This is a genomic window from Pseudomonas alliivorans, assembly GCF_017826695.1.
In the GTDB taxonomy this organism is placed as follows: Bacteria; Pseudomonadota; Gammaproteobacteria; order Pseudomonadales; family Pseudomonadaceae; genus Aquipseudomonas; species Aquipseudomonas alliivorans.
In genome coordinates this window covers 445,496-467,430 of sequence record NZ_JAFFZW010000001.1, presented here as the reverse complement: position 1 = coordinate 467,430, position 21,935 = coordinate 445,496, and the positions used below count along the sequence as shown (strand labels likewise).

The following is a 21,935-nucleotide window of genomic DNA, read 5'->3' as shown; positions in this document are numbered from 1 at the left end:
CCCATTCCGGGCAGGAAAATCGCTAGACACTGGAGTGTCCAACCACTCTTGACGTGCCCTGACACCGACCGTGAGAAGTCGTGTGTGCCGAACGCCGTTTCCGGCAGCCCGGAAACCGACGGTACTACATGAAAAGAATGCTGATTAACGCAACTCAACCCGAAGAGTTGCGTGTTGCACTGGTAGACGGCCAGCGCCTCTACGACCTGGACATCGAGTCAGGTGCACGCGAGCAGAAGAAGGCCAATATCTATAAAGGCCGGATCACTCGCATCGAACCCAGCCTCGAGGCTGCCTTTGTCGATTTCGGCTCTGAGCGCCACGGGTTCCTGCCCCTCAAGGAAATCTCCCGCGAGTACTTCAAGAAAGCCCCTGAAGGCCGCGTCAACATCAAGGACGTCCTGAGCGAAGGCCAGGAAGTCATCGTCCAGGTCGAGAAAGAAGAACGTGGCAACAAGGGCGCAGCCCTGACCACCTTCATCAGCCTGGCGGGCCGTTATCTGGTCCTGATGCCAAACAACCCGCGCGCCGGTGGCATTTCGCGTCGTATCGAAGGTGAAGAGCGCAACGAGCTGCGTGAAGCACTCAACGGCCTGATCGCCCCTGCCGACATGGGCCTGATCGTTCGTACCGCAGGTCTGGGTCGCAGCAGCGAAGAGATGCAGTGGGACCTCGACTACCTGTTGCAGTTGTGGACTGCCATCAAGGAAGCGTCACTGGATCGCTCCGCGCCGTTCCTGATCTATCAGGAAAGCAACGTCATCATCCGCGCCATCCGCGACTACCTGCGCCAAGACATCGGTGAAGTCCTCATCGACAGCGTCGAAGCCCAGGAAGAAGCCCTGACGTTCATCCGTCAGGTGATGCCGCAGTACGCCAGCAAGATCAAGCTGTACGAAGACAGCGTTCCGCTGTTCAACCGCTTCCAGATCGAAAGCCAGATCGAGACCGCTTTCCAGCGCGTCGTCGAACTGCCTTCCGGCGGCTCCATCGTCATCGATCCGACCGAAGCCCTGGTGTCCATCGACATCAACTCGGCACGCGCTACCAAAGGCAGCGACATCGAAGAAACCGCCCTGCAGACCAACCTCGAAGCGGCTGAAGAAATCGCCCGTCAATTGCGTCTGCGTGACATCGGCGGCCTGATCGTTATCGACTTCATCGACATGACCCCGGCCAAGAATCAGCGCGCCGTGGAAGAAAAGGTCCGTGAAAGCCTCGAGGCCGACCGCGCCCGCGTTCAGGTCGGCCGCATCTCGCGTTTCGGCCTCCTGGAAATGTCCCGTCAGCGCCTGCGCCCGTCGCTCGGCGAAAGCAGCGGCATCGTCTGCCCGCGCTGCAACGGCACCGGCATCATCCGTGATGTCGAGTCGCTCTCGCTGGCCATCCTGCGCCTGATCGAAGAAGAAGCCCTGAAGGACCGTACTGCCGAAGTACGCGCCCAGGTGCCAATCCCGGTGGCAGCGTTCCTGCTCAACGAGAAGCGCAACTCGATCACCAAGATCGAACTGCGTACCCGTGCACGCATCATCATCCTGCCGAACGATCATCTCGAAACGCCTCACTTCGAAGTTCAGCGCCTGCGTGATGACAGCCCGGAAGCCCACAACAACCAGTCCAGCTACGAAATCGCTGCTGCCGCTGCCGAAGTGGAAGAAATTGCCCCGCTGGCTGCAGCGACGCGCACCCTGGTCCGTCAGGAAGCAGCCGTCAAGACGGCTCCAGCCCGCGCCAATGCCCCGGTTCCTGTAGAGGCCGTTCCAGTAGCGCCAGCTCCGACCCTTCCGGAGCCAAGCCTGTTCAAGGGTCTGGTGAAATCCCTGGTCAGCCTGTTCGCGACCAAGGAAGAGCCAGCCGCACCGGTTGTGGTCGAAAAACCGGCCACCACCGAACGCCCTGCCCGCAACGAAGAGCGTCGCAACGGCCGCCAACAGAGCCGTGGTCGCAACAATCGTCGCGACGAAGAGCGCAAGCCTCGTGAAGAACGTGCACCACGTGAGGAGCGTGCAGAACGCGCACCGCGCGAAGAGCGGGCGCCACGTGAAGAACGTGCTCCACGCGAAGAACGCGCACCTCGTGAAGAGCGCGCACCTCGCGAAGCACGCGACGACACGGCTCCGACGACAACCGCCCGCGAAGAGCGTCCGGCACGTACCTCCCGTGAACGCAAGCCTCGTGAGGGTCGCGAAGAACGTCCTGTCCGTGAACTGCGTGAGCCTCTGGACGCAGCACCGGCCGTGAACATGGCCCGTGAAGAGCGTCCCGAGCGTGCACCACGTGAAGAACGCCAGCCTCGCGCACCGCGTGAAGAGCGTCAGCCACGTACCGAGCAGGCCCCTGTCGAGGCCAGCGAAGAAGAAGTGCTGCTGAACGAAGAACAGGCTCACGATGACAATCAGGACAGCAATGAAGGCGAACGCCCTCGTCGTCGCTCCCGTGGCCAGCGTCGCCGCAGCAACCGTCGTGAGCGTCAACGTGATGCCAACGGCAATGTGATTGAAGGCTCGGAAGAGAACGGCAACGAAGAAGAGCAAGGCTCTGATGCCGCTGCCGGTCTGGCCGTTACCGCAGCTGTCGCAAGCACGGTAATCAGCGCACCAGCCGAGGCTCAGGCCCACGAGCAGGCCGAACGCGCCAACAGCACCGTCGAAGCACCTATAGCCGACGCTGCAGAGCCAGCACCTGCTGTCGAAGCGCCAGTTGCTGAAGCTGCCAGTGTTGAAACGACCGTTGTGGAAGCCCCGACCGAGCAAGCACCGGTCGCGGCCGAGCCAACCGTTGAACGGCCTGCTGTCGAAGCTCCGGTTGCCGACGAAACACCGAAGTCCGAGGCAGCGCCTGAAGTCGAGGTTCAGCCAGCAGTGACCGAAGCGCCGGCGATCGCCGCGCAGACCGAACTGTTCGACGCGCCTCACGCAGAACGCGTAGTGCCGTTCACGCCAACGCCGGAACCAACGCCAGAGCCACAGGCTCCGGTCGAGGCCAAGGCCCTGGAAGAGGTGGCAGCCTCTGAATCCGCGGAGCTGCCGACACCTGCACCCGCCCCTGCTGCAGAGCCTGCGTTCGTGAAGGAGGAGCCTGCTCCATACTTCGCACCACAAGCTCCGGCAGTGGAAGAAGCACCGGCTGTGCAGGACGTCCAGGAACCGACCGCTGTTGAAGCACCCGCCCTGCCGGTCAGCAGCACGGGTCGTGCGCCGAACGATCCTCGTGAAGTTCGTCGCCGCAAGCGCGAAGAAGAAGCCCGCCGTCAGAAAGAGGCCGAACAGGCTGCTTCTGCTGCACCGGCTGCTTCGGAGCCTGCACCTGTTGTTACTGAAGCGGAATCGGTCCAGCCTGCGCTGACCTCCGATGAAAACGCCGAGCAGCAACACGCCGAGAAAGAAACCGAGCCTAAACCCCTCGCTTAAACCCGGCCCATGAAAAAGCCCCGCCTGTGTAAACAGGCGGGGCTTTTTTATACCTGCGATGTGAGCGGATCAGTGATGGACGCGATCAATTGCTGACTTCGAAAACGAAGCTCAGTACAGATTCGGTTCCATCTCCAGCTCGACATCGAACCGCTCTGCAATGTCAGCCTGGATGCGACGTGCCAGACTCAGCAGTTGCAGACCAGTGGCTTGTCCATAGTTGACCAGCACCAGCGACTGGAGCGTATGCACGCCAGCATCGCCCTCACGAAAGCCCTTCCATCCCGCCTGCTCGATCAACCAGCCGGCAGCCAGCTTCACTCGGGTATCGGCTTGTGGATAACCAACCACACCCGGATGCTCATGCCTGATTGCGGCGAAGGATTCGGCAGACACAACCGGGTTCTTGAAGAAACTGCCTGCATTGCCCAGTACCGCAGGATCCGGCAGTTTTTCACTGCGGATCGAGCAGATCGCCCGGCTGACATCAAACGGTGTCGGCTGCCTGACACCCAACTCGTCCAGACGCTGACGAACCGGACCGTACTCAAGGTGCAGTTTCGATTCCCAGGTGAGCCTGAAGCGTACCCGCAGGATCAGCCAGCGACCCACCTCATGCTTGAACACGCTGTCGCGGTAGCCGAATGCACAGTCTTCCAGCGAGAATTCACGCAGCTGGCCGGTTTTCCGATCCAGCGCGGTCAGGCCATGAAACACGTCCTTGATCTCGACACCATAGGCACCGATGTTTTGCATCGGCGCTGCGCCGACCGTACCCGGAATCAGGCTGAGATTTTCAAGTCCGCAAAGCCCCATCTTCAGACTGGCCTGAACGAAGGGGTGCCACGGCTCCCCCGCTTCCGCCTCGACAATAGCTTCTTCACAGTCCTCGCGCACGATGCGGATACCGCGGCTGGCCATACGCAACACCAATGCCGGTATGTCACCGCTGAGCAGCAGGTTACTGCCGCCACCCACGACCAGCAGCGGCACATCATGCTCGGCCGAATAGGCAAGAGCCTCCCGAACATCATCGTCGCTGTGGGCCTCGGCAAACAGTTTTGCCTCAACGTCCACGCCGAAGGTGTTGAAGGGTTTGAGTGAAACGGCGGGCTGTACCTGTAAGGTCACTGGGATACTTTCCCGAACGGCTGAAGAACCGGCATCAAACCTCCAGCAAGCGCCTTACGCGCTCAAGGTCTTCAGGAGTATCGACACCGGCGGGCAAGGCCTCAAGAGCATCGGCCACGTGAATACGCACGCCATTCCACAGCGCCCGCAATTGCTCGAGATTTTCAGTGTTTTCAAGCTGGCACGACCCCCAACCGACGAAGTCGTGCAGAAAGCCGGCTCGATAGGCGTAGATACCGATATGACGGCGATAAGGCACGCCTGCAGGCAGCTCGTCGCGGTTGACTGCCAGTGCGTCACGCGCCCACGGCAATGGAGCGCGACTGAAGGTCAGCGCCAGACCATTGATGTCCGAGGAAACCTTGACCACGTTCGGGTTGAACAGCGCTGCCACGTCGTCGATGGGCTCGGCCAGAGTCGAGATACCGGCTTCAGGATGCGCAGCAAGGTTGCTGGCTACCTGATCGATTACCGCCGGGGGGATCATTGGCTCGTCGCCCTGGACATTGACCACAATGGCATCAGCCGCCAGACCCAGTTGTGTGGCGACTTCAGCAAGGCGGTCAGTGCCGGAATTGTGGTCGTCACGGGTCATCAGAACTTCAGCGCCGAACGCCTGACAGGCTTCAAAAATTCGCGCGTCGTCGGTGGCAACCACCACTCGCTGCGCATTGCTCTTGCGCGCCTGTTCCCAGACGAGCTGGACCATCGGCTTGCCCGCGATCACTTTCAGCGGCTTGCCCGGAAAACGACTGGACCCGTAACGCGCCGGAATCACTACAGTGAAATCGGTGGTCATTTTTCCAGGCGCTCATCAGCAGTCAGTGTGCGCGCTTCGCTCTCAAGCATCACCGGAATGCCGTCGCGAACCGGATAAGCCAGACCTGCGCCCTTGCTGATCAGTTCGGTCTTGTCCGCACTGAGCTTCAACGGACCCTTGCAGATCGGGCAGGCAAGGATATCGAGTAATTTGGTGTCCATAGGAGATCCTGAAGCAATCATGGGGAAAGACGTGACAGCTGCTTATCGAACCAACTGACAAACGCGTCGGAAGGCACCGCATCCACCGCCAGGTACCACCAGTCATCTGCCGCGAAAACACGGCATTTCACCGCATCCTTCTCGGTCATGACCAGCGGTAGCGATGGTGTGAAAGTCAGCGCCTGTACGCTATAGACAGCGTGGTCAGCGAATGGGTGCTGCACAGGCTGCCAGTGTAATCCTTCGAGGGTCTTGAAGAAACGTTGCGGATTGCCGATTCCGGCAACAGCGTGCACGGCCTGACCGGCTGGAAAGTGATCAACCGGCCGACGTTCGCCGCTGCGCAGGTTGATCAATGCGGCAGGCTTGAGCGTGAAAGCATAGCCATCCTCGCGATCTGCCTCGGCGCCGTTGTAAAGCACTGCGTCGACACTGTTCAGCCGTTCGGCAGGCTCGCGCAACGGTCCGGCCGGTAGACAGCGACGATTGCCCAGGCCGCGTGCGGCATCAATCAGTACCAGTTCCAGATCACGGGCCAGTCGATAGTGCTGCAAGCCGTCGTCAGAAAGAATCAGATCCAGCGGTTCGGCAGCCAGCAAGGCCTGAACGGCGCGGCTGCGGTCTGGGTCGATCACCAGCGGAACACCGCAACGCTGCACGATCAGCAGCGGCTCGTCACCGACTTCACTGGCGTTATGCCCGGGCAGGACGCGCCAGGGCAAGCTTGGCGGTTTGGCACCGTAACCACGACTGACCACGCCGACCCGCAGGCCTCGCTGCTGACAATGCCTGATCATCCAGAGAATGAGCGGCGTCTTGCCGGTGCCTCCGACCGTAATGTTTCCGACCACAATGACCGGCACAGGCGCGCGGTAGATATCGCCCTCGCCCGCGACAAAGCGCGCGCGCTTGCCGTCCACTACACGGCGATAAAGGCTTTCGAGAGGACGCAGCAGCGCCAGCGCAGGATGGCCGTCGTACCAGGCGTCAAGCAAACGGTCAGTGAATGCCATCAGTTAGCCTGTGTGGCCTCGACGGTGGTCATGCGCAAGTGACTGAAACCCAGTTTACCGGCAGCATCCATTGCGGTGATGACCGACTGATGCGGGGTCTTGCCATCGGCGCTGATGGAAAGCGGCAGGCTGGTGTCGCCGGCGGATTCACGTTGCAGCGCCTCGATCAGGGTGGCCAGATCGTTTTTCGGCAATAGCTGGTTATTCAGGGAAAAAATTCCGTCAGCATTGATCGCAATGTCCAGATGCTTGGCGCTCGCGTCCACTTCAGGCGTACCGGTGACCGCCTGCGGAAGATCGACCCGCAGCTGGGTTTCACGGGTAAAGGTGGTGGTCACGATAAAGAACAGCAGCAGGATGAACACCACATCGATCAACGAAACGAGGTTGATGTCGATGTTCTCCCGCGGTCTGCGGCGACGAAACTTCACTTCTTCTTGCTCCCGCCTGCCTTGGCCAGGGATTTGAGGTCAACCTTGGCGTCGATCAGATCGACGTCACGGTCACCCTGCACCACCTCGACCAGACGAATGGCCTGCTGCTCCATGCCGACCACCAATTCGTCAACGCGGCTTTGCAGAAAACGGTGAAAGAAGATCGCCGGAATGGCTACGATGAGGCCCGATGCCGTACAGATCAGGGCCTTGGAAATACCGCCTGCTAGAACGCCCGCGTTGGCCGTGGCCCCCGAGCTGTTGAACGAGCCGAAGATATCGATCATGCCCAGCACAGTGCCCAGCAGACCCAGCAGCGGCGCCATGGCGGCAATCGAACCCAGCGCACTCAGGTAACGCTCCAGCTCATGAATGACCCGCGCTGCGGCTTCCTCGATGCACTCTTTCATGATCTCGCGACCATGCCTGGAGTTGGCCAGGCCTGCCGCGAGGATTTCACCCAGAGGCGAATCGGCACGCAGCTGCTTGAGCTTCTCTTTATCGAGTTTCTGATCCTGAATCCACTGCCAGACCTGACCCAGCAGGTGCGGCGGCGTGATACGGCTGGCGCGCAGCGTCCAGAGCCGTTCGATGATGATGCCGGCAGCGGCGATGGAACTCAAAATGATCGGCAACATCATCCAGCCGCCCGATTTGACCAGTTCCCACACAGTGACCACTCCCTTGAAAAATTGGCGCCACTCTATCATAGGGTCGCCGGTTGCCGTCGATATCCGTGGATTCAGTCGCGCCAGAAACGACGCTGCGCACGCTGTGCCTCAGGGCTGCCGTAAGTCCCCAGGTGCAGGCGGATAGCACCCAGCTCTGCACTGTCGTAGCTGGCGATACCGTTCCATCTATAGCGCGCCATGACCAGCGGGTGCGGGTGACCAAAAGCATTATTGCGTCCACGCGAGATCAGGACGCCCGTCGGTGTGACGGCTTTCAGAAACGGTTTCGAGGAAGAGGACCGGCTGCCGTGATGCGGCGCCTGCAGCCAATGGGCGCGCAGATCGAATCCGCTGTCGATCGCCGCCTGCTCGGCTTCGGCATCGACATCGCCGGTCAGCAGCAATCGCTCGCCACCGGCGTCGACACTCAGCATGCAGGACCCCGCATTGCCTTCAGGTGCCTGATCCCAGATCCAGGTCGAAAACACCACACCGTCCCATTCCCACTGCTCACCGCTCTCACAGCGGCGCGCACCCAATGAAGGCGCGAGACGCTCGATATCACCGCCCAGCACCCGCGAGACCGGAAACGCCTTGTGGACCGCCAGCGCGCCTCCGGCATGATCCGAATCGGCATGACTGAGCAGCATCATGTCCAGATGCCGCACCCCACTCTTGCGAATGGCGGGCACCACCACTCGCTGACCTATATCGAACTCACCGAAACGCGGCCCGGTGTCATACAGCAACGTGTGGTGACGCGTGCGCAGCAAAATCGACAGCCCCTGCCCGACATCCAGCTGCAGAACGTCAACCTGTCCGACAGGCACAGATTTGAGGGGTGGAAACACGCATAGCAACAGCAGCGGCCAGCCCAGAGGCCGCATCGGCACACCTCTGGGCAGCAGGAGCAGCAACGCGCCGAGCAGGCTCAAGGCCAGAGCCCAGGCAGGTGTGGTGCTGGGCAGCCAGGCAGGTATACGTTCGGCCATCCAGCCCAGAAACACGAACAGCCATTCCAGCGCCCCACCCGCCAGCCACAACAAGCCCTCGCCCACCATCGGAACGGGTAGCAACAGCGTGCCCATCAATGCCGCGGGCAGCACGACGACACTGACCCAGGGCACCGCCAGCAGGTTGGCGAGCGGGCCGCTGATACTGATCGGCAGGTTCAACATCATCAGGATCGGCAGCAGACCGACCGCGATCAGCCACTGGGCCCTCGTCCAGCTCTGCATCCAGCCCCAGGCACCAAGGCGACCGCTGAAGATCAGGATCAGAATCCCCACCGCCGCGAACGACAGCCAGAAGCCCGGTTGCAGGCTCACCAGCGGTTCGAACACCAGCACGGCATTGAGCGACAGCAGTAACGGCCAGGTCATGCCCAGATGCCGAAAGCGCAAACGCCAGAGCAGAACCAGGCCCACCATCACACAGGCACGGCGCACCGGCACGTCGAACCCGGCCAGCAACCCATAACCCAGCGCGGAAGTGAACGCCAGACCGCACGCCCAGGGCAGCCACGGCAGTGGTCGCGGCCACAGTCTCCAGCGTGCCAGCAGGCTCACCAGCGCATAAATCACGCCGGCCAGCAGACTGATGTGCTGACCGGAGATCACCAGTAAATGCACCGTGCCGGTGTCCTGCAGCACTTGCCAGTCGATGGTCGACAAGCCAGACCCATCGCCCAACACCAGCGCCGCCAGCCCGCCTTCGCGTCCTTGCGCATCGACGGCCAGCAGGCGCTGACGAATGGCATCGCGCCAGGCGGCGCGGGCCGGTGCCTGCAATTGACCGTCCACCACCGTACCGGTCGCGCCGATACGCTGAGCCAATAACCAGGCTTCATAATCAAACGCTTCGGGATTGACCAGCCCGCTTGGACGCTTGAGCTTCACCGCCAGTCGCCAGCGCTCACCGCTGCGCACCTCAGGACCGCCGTACCAGGCGATGCGCATCAGCCTGGGCAGCTTCGCCCGACGTGATAGGCCATCCGCGAGCTCGAAACGCACAACGCCTTCGGCGCTACTCGGCAACCCGACCACTTTGCCTTGCAGCCACAGCGTCTGACCGTCGAGCCGGGGCAGCAACCGGTCATCCAGTGCCATCTGCGCCGAGACGCAAGCCCAAGTGAAGCCGAACAGAAAGAATGCCAGCGGATAGGTGCGAAACGGCAGCAGCATCAACGCCACGACAGGCATCAACAGCAACAGCCAGGTACCGGGCAAGGCCGGCAGAAAACGCAGGGCCAACAGGCCAAGCGCAAGCGCGATCATCCCTGTGCGCATGGGGAGTACTCGAAGCGGAAAGCTTCAAGGATGGGCGCAAGCGAAGACGTGTGGGCTGGAGGTGTGTTTCAGAATTTGAAAAGGCAGTCTTGCGGACTCATCAGCCCGCCGTGTGGCGGGCCAATGTTGGAAATGTTACTGACGCATACCACGCCCACTCACCAGCAACCGTGCGCAACCGAAATACAGCACGAACGTGGCGACGATCATGAACGCCAGGGCGATGCTGATCTTGATGTCGGAAACACCCAGAATGCCGTAGCGAAACGCGTTGACCATGTGCAGGACCGGGTTGGCCAGCGACACAGTCTGCCAGAAAGGCGGCAACAGGTTGATTGAGTAGAACACGCCACCGAGGTAGGTCAACGGGGTCAGCACAAAGGTCGGGATAATCGAGATATCGTCGAAGTTGCGTGCGAAAACGGCGTTGATGAAACCCAGTAGCGAGAAGATCGTTGCGGTCAGTACGACAACCACGATGGTCACGCCGAGGTGGTGGACCTGCAGGTCGGTGAAGAACATCGACAGAATGGTCACGATGAAGCCAACCATCAGGCCGCGCAGCACGCCGCCCAGTGTGTAGCCCACCAGAATAGTGTGCGGTGATACGGGCGACACCATCAGTTCTTCGATCGAGTGCTGGAACTTGGCACCGAAGAAGCTCGAGACCACGTTGCCATAGGAGTTGGTGATCACCGACATCATGATCAGTCCGGGCACGATGTACTGCATGTAGGTGAAGCCGCCCATGTCACCGATCTGGCGACCGATCAGGTTACCGAAGATGACAAAGTACAGAACCATGGTGATGGCAGGCGGCAGCAGGGTCTGCGGCCAGATGCGCATGAAACGATGGACTTCACGAAAAACGATGGTTTTGAGGGCGACCAGATTGGGACGCAGCTCGCCAGTCTCGGCAGTCATAGCGCCACCTTCGCCAGGTTTTTTTCCACCAGGGACACGAACAACTCCTCAAGGCGATTGGATTTATTGCGCAGGCTCAGCACTTCTATATTTTGTGCAGCCAGTTGGCTGAACAGCGCGGTGATGCCCACGTTCTTGTCGACCTGCACTTCCAGCGTATGGCTATCAAGCAGACGGCTGGGGAAACCGGGCAGTTGCGGCGCGGTCTGCCAGGTTGCCTTTAGGTCGAGCAGGAACGTCTCGACGGTCAGGGTGCTGAGCAGTTGCTTCATGCTGGTGTTCTGCACAATCGTGCCGTGGTCGATGATGCCTATGTTGCGGCACAACTGCTCGGCCTCTTCCAGATAGTGCGTGGTCAGAATGATGGTGATGCCCTTGCGGTTCAGTTCGGTCAGGAACGTCCACATGGAACGGCGCAATTCAATGTCCACACCTGCGGTCGGCTCGTCGAGAATCAGCAGGCGCGGCTCGTGAATCAGCGCACGGGCGATCATCAGACGACGCTTCATGCCGCCGGACAGCGAACGGGAAGGCACGTCGCGCTTGTCCCAGAGGCCCAGTTGGGTCAGGTACTGTTCGGCGCGTTCCTTCGCGATCTTCGCCGGAATGCCGTAGTAACCGGCCTGGGTAACGACGATGTCGAAGGTTTTCTCGAACTGATTGAAGTTGAATTCCTGCGGCACGACACCGATGGAGCGTTTGAGCGCAGCAGGCTCGCGGTCCAGGTCATGGCCGAAGATGTTCACCGTACCGCTGGTCTTGTTGACCAGCGTCGAGATGATGCCGATGGTGGTGGATTTGCCCGCGCCGTTGGGGCCGAGCAAGGCGAAGAAATCACCTTCGGCGACATCCAGGTCGATACCACTCAGGGCCTGGAAACCGTTGCCGTAGGTTTTGGTTAGCTGCCGGATGGACAGAGCAGAAGACATATCGGGAAAAGTACCAAATCAGAATAGAAAGAATGGGGTGGGCTGAAAGCCGCTGTGCGCGTCACTGACACCCGAGCACGCAATGGTGCTTGGCCGGGTCGTTCAAGTACAGACACATTTGTTAATAGTAAATATCGAAGCGCCGTGAAAAGCTGGCGATCAGGTCAACGGACTCATCACCGCCTTGCGATACGCTGGACGCGTCTTGAGGCGTTCATACCAGGCTTGGAGGTGAGGCAGCGGCGGACGTTCAACCGGCATTTCAAACCAGGCGTAGGCAAAACAGCCCAGCGGAATGTCGCCCATGCCGAACGCCTCACCCGACAGGTAGGGCTGGCGGGACAAAGCCTCGTCTGCGACCAGCAACAGGCTGTGCAGGTGAAGGATGCCTTCGTTGATGGCGTTCCAGTCCTGCTTGTCAGCCGACGTACGCAACACGCCCCAGAATACCGGGATAAAGGGCGTCGCAATGGTTGAAGTGGTCCAGTCCATCCATTTGTCCGCTTGCGCTCTGGTTTGCAGATCGGAGGGATACAGGTCGGAATCCGGCGCGTGACGGGCTGCAAGGTAACGCACGATGGCATTGGATTCCCAGAGCACGAAATCGCCGTCTTCAATCATGGGGATACGGCCGTTGGGGTTCTTGCTGCGGTATGCCGCCTCGTTGACCAGCCCGAACGCGCCGCCGGCATCCCGGGTTTCGTAGGGAACCCCTACTTCCTCGGCAATCCAGAGCGCCTTGCGCACATTGCTTGAATTCTTCCGTCCCCATATCGTGAGCATTGCGTTCCCCTCGCAGTGGCTGTGAAAAACTGACTACTCAGTCTACCCGATCCGCCGGCAACTTCCTTGTCGGGACAGGGTCACTATCGATGTCGCCCCACCACTGCCTGGCGACCAGTTCTTGATCGCTGCCAGAGCGGCGTTCATCACGGAGGAATACGTATGCTGCTGTTGTGGATTGTTGTGCTGGTCGTGGGCATTGCCTGGCTGGCCCATCGACGTACCGACCCGCTTCCTGCACTGGGCGCAGTCGCGGTCTACCTGCTGGCGATGGGCATTTTCAGCCATGCACCCGGCTGGCTGTTGACGATTTTCTGGATATTGTGGCTGGCGATCTTCATACCGATGATCCTGCCTGACCTGCGCCGCAAACATTTCACGGCGCCGATGTTCAATTGGTTCAGGAAAGTCCTGCCACCGATGTCCGAGACCGAGCGTGACGCCATCGATGCCGGGACTGTCTGGTGGGACGGTGAGCTGTTCAGCGGACGTCCCGACTGGGACAAATTGCTGGCCTATCCGAAAGTCCAACTGACCGAAGAAGAACAGGCATTTATCGACGGCCCGACCGAAGCGTTGTGCGCCATGGTCAGTGACTGGGAAATCGGGCAGGCCATGGACCTTCCGCCGCAAGCCTGGGCGCACATCAAGCAGCACGGCTTCTTCGCGTTGATTATTCCTAAAGAATTCGGCGGCAAGGGTTTCTCCGCTTACGCCCATTCGCAGATCGCCATGAAGCTGGCGACCCGCAGCGGTGACCTGGCCTCGACCGTGATGGTCCCCAACTCCCTCGGTCCTGCGGAACTGTTGCTTCATTACGGCACCGACGAACAGCGCAACCACTACCTGCCCCGTCTGGCGCGTGGCGATGACATCCCTTGCTTCGCACTGACCGGCCCGCTGGCGGGCTCCGATGCTGGCGCGATGCCGGACACCGGTATTATCTGCAAGGGCGACTGGCAAGGCGAAGAAGTGATTGGCCTGCGTCTGACCTGGGAAAAGCGCTACATCACACTGGGTCCGGTTGCCACGCTGCTCGGTCTCGCGTTCAAGGCCTACGACCCTGAGCACCTGTTGGGCGAGGAAGAAGACCTGGGCATCAGCCTGGCGCTGATTCCGACTGACACACCGGGCGTCGAGATCGGTCGTCGTCACGTGCCACTGGGCGCTGCGTTCATGAACGGCCCCAACTCCGGCAAGGACGTGTTCATCCCGCTGAGCTATCTGATTGGTGGTCAGCCCATGCTGGGCAAGGGCTGGATGATGCTGATGAACTGCCTGTCGGTGGGTCGCTCGATCTCGCTACCCGCCGTGGGCACCGGCGCGGCCAAATACACCAGTCTGGTGACAGGTCAGTACGCCAGGGTGCGCGAGCAGTTCAACGTGCCGCTGTCGGCATTCGAAGGTATTCAGGAAGCACTCGCGCGCATCGGTGGCAACGCCTGGCTGATGGACAGTGCGCGGATGCTGACCGCCAACGCCGTGGATCTGGGCGAAAAGCCATCGGTTCTGTCGGCCATCCTCAAATACCACCTGACCGAGCGCGGCCGTGAATGCATCGGCCACGCCATGGATGTGCATGGCGGCAAGGGCATCATCATGGGCCCGAACAACTACCTGGGCCGCAACTGGCAAGGCGCTCCCATCTTCATTACGGTCGAAGGGGCAAACATTCTGTCGCGCAACCTGATGATTTTCGGCCAGGGCGCGATTCGCTGCCATCCGTTCGTGCTCAAGGAGATGGCACTGGCCGGGCGCACAGACCACGACAACGCACTGCTCGAGTTCGACAGCCTGCTGCTCAAGCATATCGGCTTTGCGGTGAGCAACGCAGCCAGCACATTGATTCTGAACCTGGGCTTTGGGCATTTCGAGCGCGCGCCGGGCGACAACCTGAGCCAAGGCTACTTCAGAGCGCTGAATCGTCAGGCCGCGGCGTTCGCCATGCTGGCGGACCTGAGCATGATGCTGCTGGGTGGCGAACTGAAACGTCGCGAGCGACTGTCGGCCCGTCTGGGTGACGTGCTCAGCCATCTGTATCTGGCTTCCGCGTCCCTCAAGCGTTACCACGACCTGGGTTCGCCGGATCACATGAGCCCGTTGTTCCGCTGGGCCATGGAAGAAAGCCTGGGGCATTCGGAACGGGCGATGGATGAAATCCTCAGCAACTTCCCGAACCGCATTCTCGGAGGTCTGCTGCGGGTCATCGTCTTCCCGTTCGGCCGTCGTCACAAAGGTCCGTCCGACAAGCTTGATGCCGAAGTGGCTCAGGTGCTGGGGCGCGCCAAGGGTGATCCGACGCTGGAAGAGTTGCTTGCAGGCTGCTACCGCCCGCAATCGGCCGAAGATCCGGTTGGCGCGCTGCAACACGCCAGCGATCTGCTGAGTGCCGCGTATCCGCTGCACAAGAAGCTCCAGGTTGCCGTCAAAGGTGGGCAGGTGCTGCCAGAAGCCGGCGAGCCACTCATCGATGCTGCGTTGCGTGTCGGCGTGCTGCAGGCTGACGAGGCGCAGACACTGAAAACCGCCGAGGCGGCGCGTCGCAAGGTGATCGACGTGGATGATTTCGACAAGGAAGAGCTGACGCATACAGCGGGCAAGATTCGCTGATTGACCCCACCTGACCCTCGCAGGTCAGTTGATCCACAAAACAGGCGCGCAGAGCTTTATACTCTCGCGCCTGTTTTTGCATTTGAGGATTACATCATGGCCGACGCCACTCTCGACCACCATCTCGGTCTGCTTGCGCACCTGCGCAGTATTCTGGTCGCGCTGGGCGAGGCCGAGCAGGTTCCCGAAGAAAGCCATGCATTATTCATGGAGCGCTTCGACGAACTGGTCGAGCAATTGCCGCAAGACCCTATCGAAAGCCAGTATCTGGGCCAGGACATTCTGTGTCAGGTGATCCAGCGCTACCCGCAAATCGCCCATCTGGTGCCGCGCGACCTTCTGTGGTTCTTCGCGGGTGACTGTCTGCATTTCATGCCGGACGATGAAATCGACCTGTATCAGGCACTCGAAGAACGCCGGTATGAAGCCGAGCAGAACGATGAGCCGTTCGACTGGAATCAGGAGAAGCAGCTGCTGGCAATGTCGACTCAAGGCAGCAAGCACTGAGCGACTCAGTGCTGTGACGCAGGCTTCACAGTCGCGAGCCCATTTTGATCGTGCCAACGCTGCGCGTTGACACGATCAGGGACCTCACGTCGAGCGCAAAGCGCAACGACGTCTCTCAACTGATCCCTGCCAACAGTTCCCGCGCCAGACGCTGATGTTCTTCGTCAGACTCGGCAATCACCTGCAACAGGATTTCACGGGCCGACTCGATATCCCCGTCGTCGATCAACACTTGAGCCTGATTGATCTGGCTCAAGGGCGGTTCATCGAGGTCCAGCAGGTCGAAGTCAGAATCGTCGCTCATGAAGCTGTCGAGGAAGTCATTGCTCAAATCGTCGACAGCCGATGGCGGAATCACTTCGATGGGCTCGACTGCATCCGACTCGGAGAAGTCGCTGAGAAATTGCTCGTCGGACAGCTCGAACACTTCGGGCAACTGATTCAGATCCGATGAAAATCCAGGGTCTACCTCAGGTTGAACGACAGGTTTGGTGCGAGCAGGCGGCGCATCGAACGGATCGACCAGGTCCCAGTCAGCATCCATCGACAGCTCGTCCAGATTCAACTGGAACTCGTCTGACGGTTCAGGATTCAGCGCTGCTGCGGTGGTTTCGTCCAGCTGCGTAATGGCGGGCTGTTCCTGTTCTGAAACAGGATCAGGCACATCTTCGTCTTTCGACTCGGAAGCGCTCTTGGCCAGCGAAACGGCCCCGACAGCGGCGGCGGGCAACACCGTCGATGCAGCGAGCGCCTCACGGGCCTTGAGCTGCGGATAACGCTCACGAATATCCTGAATGGCTTGCGGGGTCACACCGTGATGCAGGGCGGAACGTTCCTCGGCAGCAAACCCGGCACTGTCGCCCTGCTCGGCCAGCAATTCGAGCAACCTGATGCGAATGTCTTCGCGATCCGGCTGTTTTTCAAGCGCACTGCGCAGGATGCCAATCGCTTCACTGAAACGCCCGTAGGCAATATAGATACTGACGCCGTCCAGTGCATCGGGCGCTGCGCCAGCCATGCGTTGTGATGACGACGATTTGGCCACGACGGGTGCGACTGCTGGCGCGACCGCAGGCACTTCGAACACGGGAAGCACCGCAGCCTGAGCGGGTTTGATCAGGGAATCGTCCGGCGTTACGGCAGGTGTCACGCTCTGACTACGTTGCTGCCGTCTTCTGGTGTAGGCAAATGCCAGAAGCAGCAGGACGATCAGCAGCCCGGCCAACAGGACCGGAATACTGACGAAGGGTTCGCTGGGAGCCGCTGCCACAACTGGCTGTTGAACAGGCAAGACTGCGGGCGACGGTGTGGCCGCTGTGCTCGTGGCGGACTGAGCCTGCGCGAGGTCGGTGCGAAGCGCTGTGATCTGCTTGTCCTTGCCAACCAACTGATCCTGAAGATCTGCGGTCTGCGCCTTGAGTTCTTCGAGCGCGCGAGTCAATTGCTGGGTTTCAATGGCTGCGGTCGCCATCTGTTCGGCTGCCTCCCGGACTTCGGCAGGTTGCACCGCTGGCGCTGCGGGACTGGCTACCGAAGGGCTGGCCGTGGGCTGCACGGCCGAATCAGGCAGCAGGAGGTCCTGTCCAGGTTTCAAACCTGCTCCCTGGGCGAACACCTGAGGATTGAGAAGCCGAATGCCATCGGCCATCTGAGAGGTCGAAACCTTGCTGCCCTGGCCTTGAACGCGCGCAGCAATGGCGTTGAGGGTGTCGCCGCTGACGACCTTGTAGTATTTGCCCTGAACAGCGGCTGGCGGCGCAACCGGCATGCGTGATTCAGTTGCCGCCGACTGTGCAGTGCGCTGTGTGTTCCGACTGCGGGTTGCCGCGACGCCCTCGGGCGACGTGGCGGGATCAAGCAGGACCGTGTATTCGTGCAGCAGATCGCCATTAGGGCGGGACAACTGCACAAGGAAGCTCAGGTAAGGTTCGGTGACCGGCTTGTGCGAAACCACCCGGATCACGCCGCGCCCGCCATTCAGCACAGGGGTGAATCGCAGATCATTGAGAAAGAACACGCGCTCGACGCCCGCCTTGGCAAACGCCTCCGGCGAGGCCAGCCTGGCCACCACATCGTCGGGGCTCAGACCTTCGGTTTCCAGCAGCGTAATTTCTGCATTCAATGGCTGGTTGAGCGCCGAATGCAGGGTTATTTCGCCCAGCCCCAACGCTGATGCCAGCGATGAATACACCAGTGTCGAAGCCACGACAGACGCCGCCATCACGCGTGCGTAAAAACCGTGACCGACGGAGCGACCCGTACTCGCCTGAGAACTCTTCAGCATGCTAACCCTTATGGAAACCACAGCAGGCCTCTCACCTGTCCCGATGAACTTCACTATCCGTTGCAAGAGTATGGGGGAGAACTCGCAGCCTCGTCTCAGGATCTTTCGAGATTGGCCAGAATTCGCGAGTGCACGCGTACGCACACCCGCAGGTCTTCCTCATCAACGCCCTCAAAGAGTTCGATCCGCAACACGTTGGCGATGGTTTCGATCTGTTCGATCAATGGCAGGGCGGTGTCGCAGAGTACGATTTTCTTCGCCCGGCGATCCTCAAGCACCGCCTGACGCTGCACCAGCCCCTGCCCTTCAAGGCTGTCGAGCAATCGTGCGAGGGTCGGACCCTCGACGCCGACGCTCTGGGCCAGTTCACGCTGGGTAGGTGCCTCACCGAAGCGGGCAAGATGCAGCAACACCAGCCACCGGGCCTGAGACAGACCCAGACCTGCGAGACGACGATCCAGTTCGGCCCGCCAGCCTCGGGAAATCTGTGCGAGTTGCATCCCGAAACGATGTTCATCAGTCAATGGCATAGAGCACTCGTGATCAAATCTAACTATTAGCGAGCTAAGCATGCTCCTTGCAAACAGGCAAGCGCCCGACCGTGGCGTCTCGTCGCAGGTTCCTACATCTCGAACTCGGATTGCAGGGCGGCGCGCACGCAATACAGCACACCTTCAGGAACACGCCCAGTGAATTGTTCGATCACTGAAGAAACCGGAGGCAGTTCGCCCTCTCCGTCGAGAAACGCATCCTGGATTTCACCCAGCAGGTCTTCGGGCAGATCCAGCGCCTGTTCAACGGACAGTTGCTGTTTGCCGATGGCTTCGGCGAGCAGGGTGTAGACATTCTTTTCCGAGCACTGCAACTGGCCGGCAATCTGTGCCGGGGTCATGCCGGCGTGCGCCAGACTGATCAGCTCGTGACGCAGGTCAGTGACCACTCGGGGCGCTTCGGCCTTGCCGCTGAGCACTTCCAGAAACGCCTCGCCGTAACGTTCCAGCTTGCGCGCGCCGACACCGCCGACGCGGGCCATTTCGGCCATTGAACCGGGCTTGCTGCGCAGCATTTCCAGCAGAGTCGAATCCGGGAAAATGACGTAAGGCGGCACTGCGTGTTCTTCGGCCAGCTTACGGCGCAGCGTGCGCAGGGCTTCCCACTGCTCGCGCTCCTCGCCTCGCACCAATTGACTGGCCGGGCTGCCGGAATGGCTCTTGGTGGAGGTCTGCGGCTTGAGGTCGCGACGCAGTTCCAACGTGACCTCACCGCGCAGCAGCGGGCGGCAGGTATCACTCAGACGCAGGCCGCCGTAGCCTTCCAGATCGATGTCCGCCAGACCGCGCGCGACCAGTTGCCGGAACAATGAACGCCACTCACCCTCGGAGCGCGCCTTGCCGACACCGAACACCGACAGGTGCTGATGACCGAAACTTTCGACCTTGTCATTGGACTTGCCGAGCAGAACGTCCACCAGATGCCCCACACCATAGCGCTGGCCAGTGCGATAGATGGCCGACAGCGCCTGACGTGCAGGCTCGGTGGCGTCCCAGGTCTGTACGCCATCGACACAATTGTCGCAGTGACCGCAGGGGTTGGGCATGTCTTCGTCGAAGTAGGCCAGCAGCGTCTGGCGACGGCAGCGGGTTTCTTCGCAAAGCGCCAGCATGGCGTCGAGCTTGTGGTGTTCGAGCCGCTTGTGCCGCTCGTCACCTTCGGAGTTCTGCAGCATCTGCTTGAGCATCAGCACGTCCTGCAGACCGTAGGCCATCCACGCATCCGCGGGCAGACCGTCACGCCCTGCCCGGCCGGTTTCCTGATAGTAGGCTTCCAGCGACTTGGGCAGGTCCATATGGGCGACGAAGCGTACGTTGGGCTTGTCGATGCCCATGCCGAATGCGATGGTCGCGACCATGATCAGGCCTTCTTCATTAAGGAAGCGCTTCTGATTGGCGGCACGGGTTTCGGAAGGCAGTCCCGCGTGATACGGCAGTGCCGGATAGCCGTTCTCGCTGAGGAAAACCGCGACCTCGTCGACTTTCTTGCGCGACAGGCAATAGACGATGCCTGCATCACTGCGCCGCTCGGACAGAAACGCCAGCAACTGCTTGCGCGGCGATTCCTTAGGCACGATGCGATAGAAGATGTTGGGGCGGTCGAAACTGGACAGAAACCGCTCGGCGTTCTGCAGATGCAGACGCGTGACGATTTCTTCACGTGTCCGCTTGTCGGCAGTGGCCGTCAGGGCGATGCGCGGAACGCTGGGGAACAGTTCGGCGAGTTGACCCAGTTGCAGGTACTCGGGACGGAAATCATGTCCCCATTGAGAAACGCAGTGCGCTTCATCAATGGCGAACAGCGCGATATCGAGGTTTTGCAGAAAGGACAGCATGCGCGGCTGAACGAGACGTTCCGGCGCCAGATAAAGCATTTTGACTTCGCCCTGACGAATCCGGTTGGCCAGGTCGCGCTGCTGCTCGGCGCTGAGTGTCGAATTGAGCGCAGCGGCAGAAACACCGAGTTCCTCGAGGGTCGCGACCTGATCGTCCATCAATGCGATAAGCGGCGACACCACCACACACAGGCCATCGCGCAACAGGCCGGGAACCTGAAAACACAGGGACTTGCCACCGCCGGTCGGCATCAGCACCAGTGCATCACCGCCGTTGGCTACACGTTCGATAATGGCACCCTGGCGACCACGGAAGCTGTCGTAGCCGAAGATGTCTTTAAGTACGCGTTGTGCCTGTTCGAGCATAAAAACCCCAGATTGTCCTGCTGCACTGCAAACGGGGGAGTATACCCGAGCACTCACAGGCAATGGATGACTGGGACATGAGTGGTCGAAATTAACTGCATTGGGCCGCCGCGCTGGCGCCACAGGCGCTCAGGGCCTAGAATTCAGCATCGTTTATTTCCAAGGTAGTGCGTCCATGTCCTTCGCTGAGCAACTAACCCGCCTGCAAGTCTTCCTCGATGCAGATGAACTGCACGAAGAAGCACTGGACTACGTGGCCGCTCATGGCTACCTGACCGCCCTGTCGATCTGTTCCGAACCAGTGCCGGAGCGCGAGTGGATCGATGCCCTGTTCTCCGAGCCGCCGCACTACGCAAGCGACGCACAGCGCGTCGAGATCGAAGCCACTCTCGTTGCACTGCAGGCGCACATCGCGCGCCAGTTGGCGTCGGATGAAGAGTTCGAACTGCCGTGCGATCTGGACCTGGGCGACGACCCGGATGATTCGGATCTGCGTGGCTGGTGCATCGGCTTCATGGAAGGCGTGTTCCTGCGTGAAAACGCCTGGTTCGAAAGCGCCGAGGACGAAGTCAGCGAGATGCTGCTGCCTATCATGGTCGGTTCGGGTCTGTTCGACGAGCAACCGGAATTCTCCGATATCGCTCAGGACGCCAACCTGATGGACGACATGATCGTGCAGATTCCGGAAGCGCTGACGGCGCTGTACCTGCTGTGCCAGGCGCCGGATGAGAAGCCGGCCATTCTCAAACCCCGCCACCACTGAGTCCGCGCCTATGGCGCAGGCGTCGACGCGCACCAGCCGTCATCGGTCGGTGCGCTATTTTCTATTGGGCGTCGGCTGGCTGAGCGTTGCGCTGGGCGTTGTCGGGATTGTGCTTCCGGTGCTGCCCACAACGCCTTTTCTGCTACTGGCTGCCGCATGTTTTGCTCGCAGCTCTCCTCGCTTCTATCACTGGCTGGTCAACCACAAGCGGCTTGGTCCCTGGATCAAGGACTACCTTGAAGGCCGCGGCATTCCTCTCAAGGGCAAGGTCTACGCGATTGGCACGATGTGGGCCAGCATCGGACTGTCCTGCTATCTGGTTCCCCTGCCGTGGGCTCGTGGCTTCATGTTGGTCAGTGCGGTGCTGGTGACGGTTTATATCCTCAGGCAGAAGACGTTGCGCAGGCAGTGAGGTCCTGACCCTTGTTGAACCTCACACCGCCAAGTGTTTGCCG

Annotated in this window: 18 protein-coding genes; 5 read left to right on the top strand and 13 right to left on the bottom strand. The window is 60.5% G+C overall.

Annotation, left to right across the window (positions count from 1 at the left end; genetic code table 11):
* Positions 1 to 137: 137 nt before the first annotated feature.
* Positions 138 to 3,410, top strand: a complete 3,273-nt coding sequence (locus JTJ32_RS02155; protein WP_210040598.1) for an Rne/Rng family ribonuclease — start codon at positions 138 to 140, stop codon at positions 3,408 to 3,410.
* Positions 3,411 to 3,521: 111 nt separating this feature from the next.
* Here JTJ32_RS02155 and murB read toward each other — a convergent pair whose 3' ends face one another.
* The 10 genes from murB to JTJ32_RS02105 all read right to left on the bottom strand — a co-directional run bounded on the left by murB (position 3,522) and on the right by JTJ32_RS02105 (position 12,564).
* Complete coding sequence (gene murB / locus JTJ32_RS02150; RefSeq protein ID WP_184319211.1) at positions 3,522 to 4,541, bottom strand: UDP-N-acetylmuramate dehydrogenase; 1,020 nt, start codon at positions 4,539 to 4,541, stop codon at positions 3,522 to 3,524.
* 34 nt (positions 4,542 to 4,575) lie between these two features.
* The gene (gene kdsB, locus JTJ32_RS02145; RefSeq protein WP_210040596.1) at positions 4,576 to 5,340 is read right to left on the bottom strand and encodes a 3-deoxy-manno-octulosonate cytidylyltransferase; all 765 of its coding nucleotides are present in this window, start codon (positions 5,338 to 5,340) and stop codon (positions 4,576 to 4,578) included.
* Positions 5,337 to 5,522, bottom strand: coding sequence for a Trm112 family protein (locus JTJ32_RS02140; RefSeq protein ID WP_004884599.1), 186 nt, complete (start codon positions 5,520 to 5,522; stop codon positions 5,337 to 5,339). The genes kdsB and JTJ32_RS02140 overlap by 4 nt, the downstream gene beginning before the upstream one ends.
* Before the next feature lie 17 nt (positions 5,523 to 5,539).
* Complete coding sequence (gene lpxK, locus JTJ32_RS02135; protein WP_184319206.1) at positions 5,540 to 6,535, bottom strand: tetraacyldisaccharide 4'-kinase; 996 nt, start codon at positions 6,533 to 6,535, stop codon at positions 5,540 to 5,542.
* Positions 6,535 to 6,966, bottom strand: a complete 432-nt coding sequence (locus JTJ32_RS02130; RefSeq protein ID WP_004884601.1) for a flagellar polar localization protein PocB — start codon at positions 6,964 to 6,966, stop codon at positions 6,535 to 6,537. The genes lpxK and JTJ32_RS02130 overlap by 1 nt, the downstream gene beginning before the upstream one ends.
* A complete protein-coding gene (locus tag JTJ32_RS02125; protein ID WP_099229986.1) occupies positions 6,963 to 7,679 on the bottom strand; it encodes a flagellar polar localization protein PocA in 717 nt (238 codons plus the stop codon). The genes JTJ32_RS02130 and JTJ32_RS02125 overlap by 4 nt, the downstream gene beginning before the upstream one ends.
* A 32-nt stretch (positions 7,680 to 7,711) precedes the next feature.
* Positions 7,712 to 9,928 carry a DNA internalization-related competence protein ComEC/Rec2 gene (locus JTJ32_RS02120; RefSeq protein WP_210040594.1) on the bottom strand — a complete coding sequence of 739 codons (2,217 nt, stop codon included), beginning with the start codon at positions 9,926 to 9,928 and terminating at the stop codon, positions 7,712 to 7,714.
* A gap of 135 nt (positions 9,929 to 10,063) precedes the next feature.
* Positions 10,064 to 10,852, bottom strand: coding sequence for an ABC transporter permease (locus JTJ32_RS02115; RefSeq protein ID WP_210040592.1), 789 nt, complete (start codon positions 10,850 to 10,852; stop codon positions 10,064 to 10,066).
* Complete coding sequence (locus tag JTJ32_RS02110) at positions 10,849 to 11,781, bottom strand: ABC transporter ATP-binding protein (protein WP_099229980.1); 933 nt, start codon at positions 11,779 to 11,781, stop codon at positions 10,849 to 10,851. Before JTJ32_RS02110 ends, JTJ32_RS02115 begins: the two co-directional genes overlap by 4 nt.
* A 159-nt stretch (positions 11,782 to 11,940) precedes the next feature.
* Positions 11,941 to 12,564 carry a glutathione S-transferase family protein gene (locus tag JTJ32_RS02105; protein WP_210040590.1) on the bottom strand — a complete coding sequence of 208 codons (624 nt, stop codon included), beginning with the start codon at positions 12,562 to 12,564 and terminating at the stop codon, positions 11,941 to 11,943.
* A 162-nt stretch (positions 12,565 to 12,726) separates the two neighbouring features.
* Here JTJ32_RS02105 and JTJ32_RS02100 point away from each other — a divergent pair, with 162 nt between their 5' ends.
* A complete protein-coding gene (locus tag JTJ32_RS02100) occupies positions 12,727 to 15,174 on the top strand; it encodes an acyl-CoA dehydrogenase (protein WP_210040588.1) in 2,448 nt (815 codons plus the stop codon).
* Between the two features lie 96 nt (positions 15,175 to 15,270).
* A complete protein-coding gene (locus JTJ32_RS02095) occupies positions 15,271 to 15,681 on the top strand; it encodes a PA2817 family protein (protein WP_029241573.1) in 411 nt (136 codons plus the stop codon).
* Between the two features lie 115 nt (positions 15,682 to 15,796).
* Here the strand turns inward: JTJ32_RS02095 and JTJ32_RS02090 are convergent, their stop codons facing one another.
* The 3 genes from JTJ32_RS02090 to recQ form a co-directional block, all read right to left on the bottom strand.
* The gene (locus JTJ32_RS02090) at positions 15,797 to 17,965 is read right to left on the bottom strand and encodes a motility hub landmark protein FimV (RefSeq protein ID WP_210040586.1); all 2,169 of its coding nucleotides are present in this window, start codon (positions 17,963 to 17,965) and stop codon (positions 15,797 to 15,799) included.
* A 95-nt stretch (positions 17,966 to 18,060) separates the two neighbouring features.
* Positions 18,061 to 18,495 (bottom strand): MarR family transcriptional regulator, encoded by a 435-nt coding sequence (locus tag JTJ32_RS02085; protein ID WP_004879459.1) that lies wholly within the window; start codon positions 18,493 to 18,495, stop codon positions 18,061 to 18,063.
* 92 nt (positions 18,496 to 18,587) lie between these two features.
* Positions 18,588 to 20,717: a DNA helicase RecQ gene (recQ, locus tag JTJ32_RS02080; protein ID WP_099229972.1), complete on the bottom strand. Its 2,130-nt coding sequence runs from the start codon at positions 20,715 to 20,717 to the stop codon at positions 18,588 to 18,590.
* Between the two features lie 175 nt (positions 20,718 to 20,892).
* Between recQ and JTJ32_RS02075 the strand changes: the two genes are divergently transcribed.
* Positions 20,893 to 21,480, top strand: coding sequence for a UPF0149 family protein (locus tag JTJ32_RS02075; protein ID WP_099229971.1), 588 nt, complete (start codon positions 20,893 to 20,895; stop codon positions 21,478 to 21,480).
* Between the two features lie 10 nt (positions 21,481 to 21,490).
* On the top strand, positions 21,491 to 21,892 hold the full coding sequence (locus JTJ32_RS02070) for a YbaN family protein (RefSeq protein WP_099229969.1): 402 nt from the start codon (positions 21,491 to 21,493) through the stop codon (positions 21,890 to 21,892).
* The last annotated feature ends 43 nt before the right edge of the window (positions 21,893 to 21,935 follow it).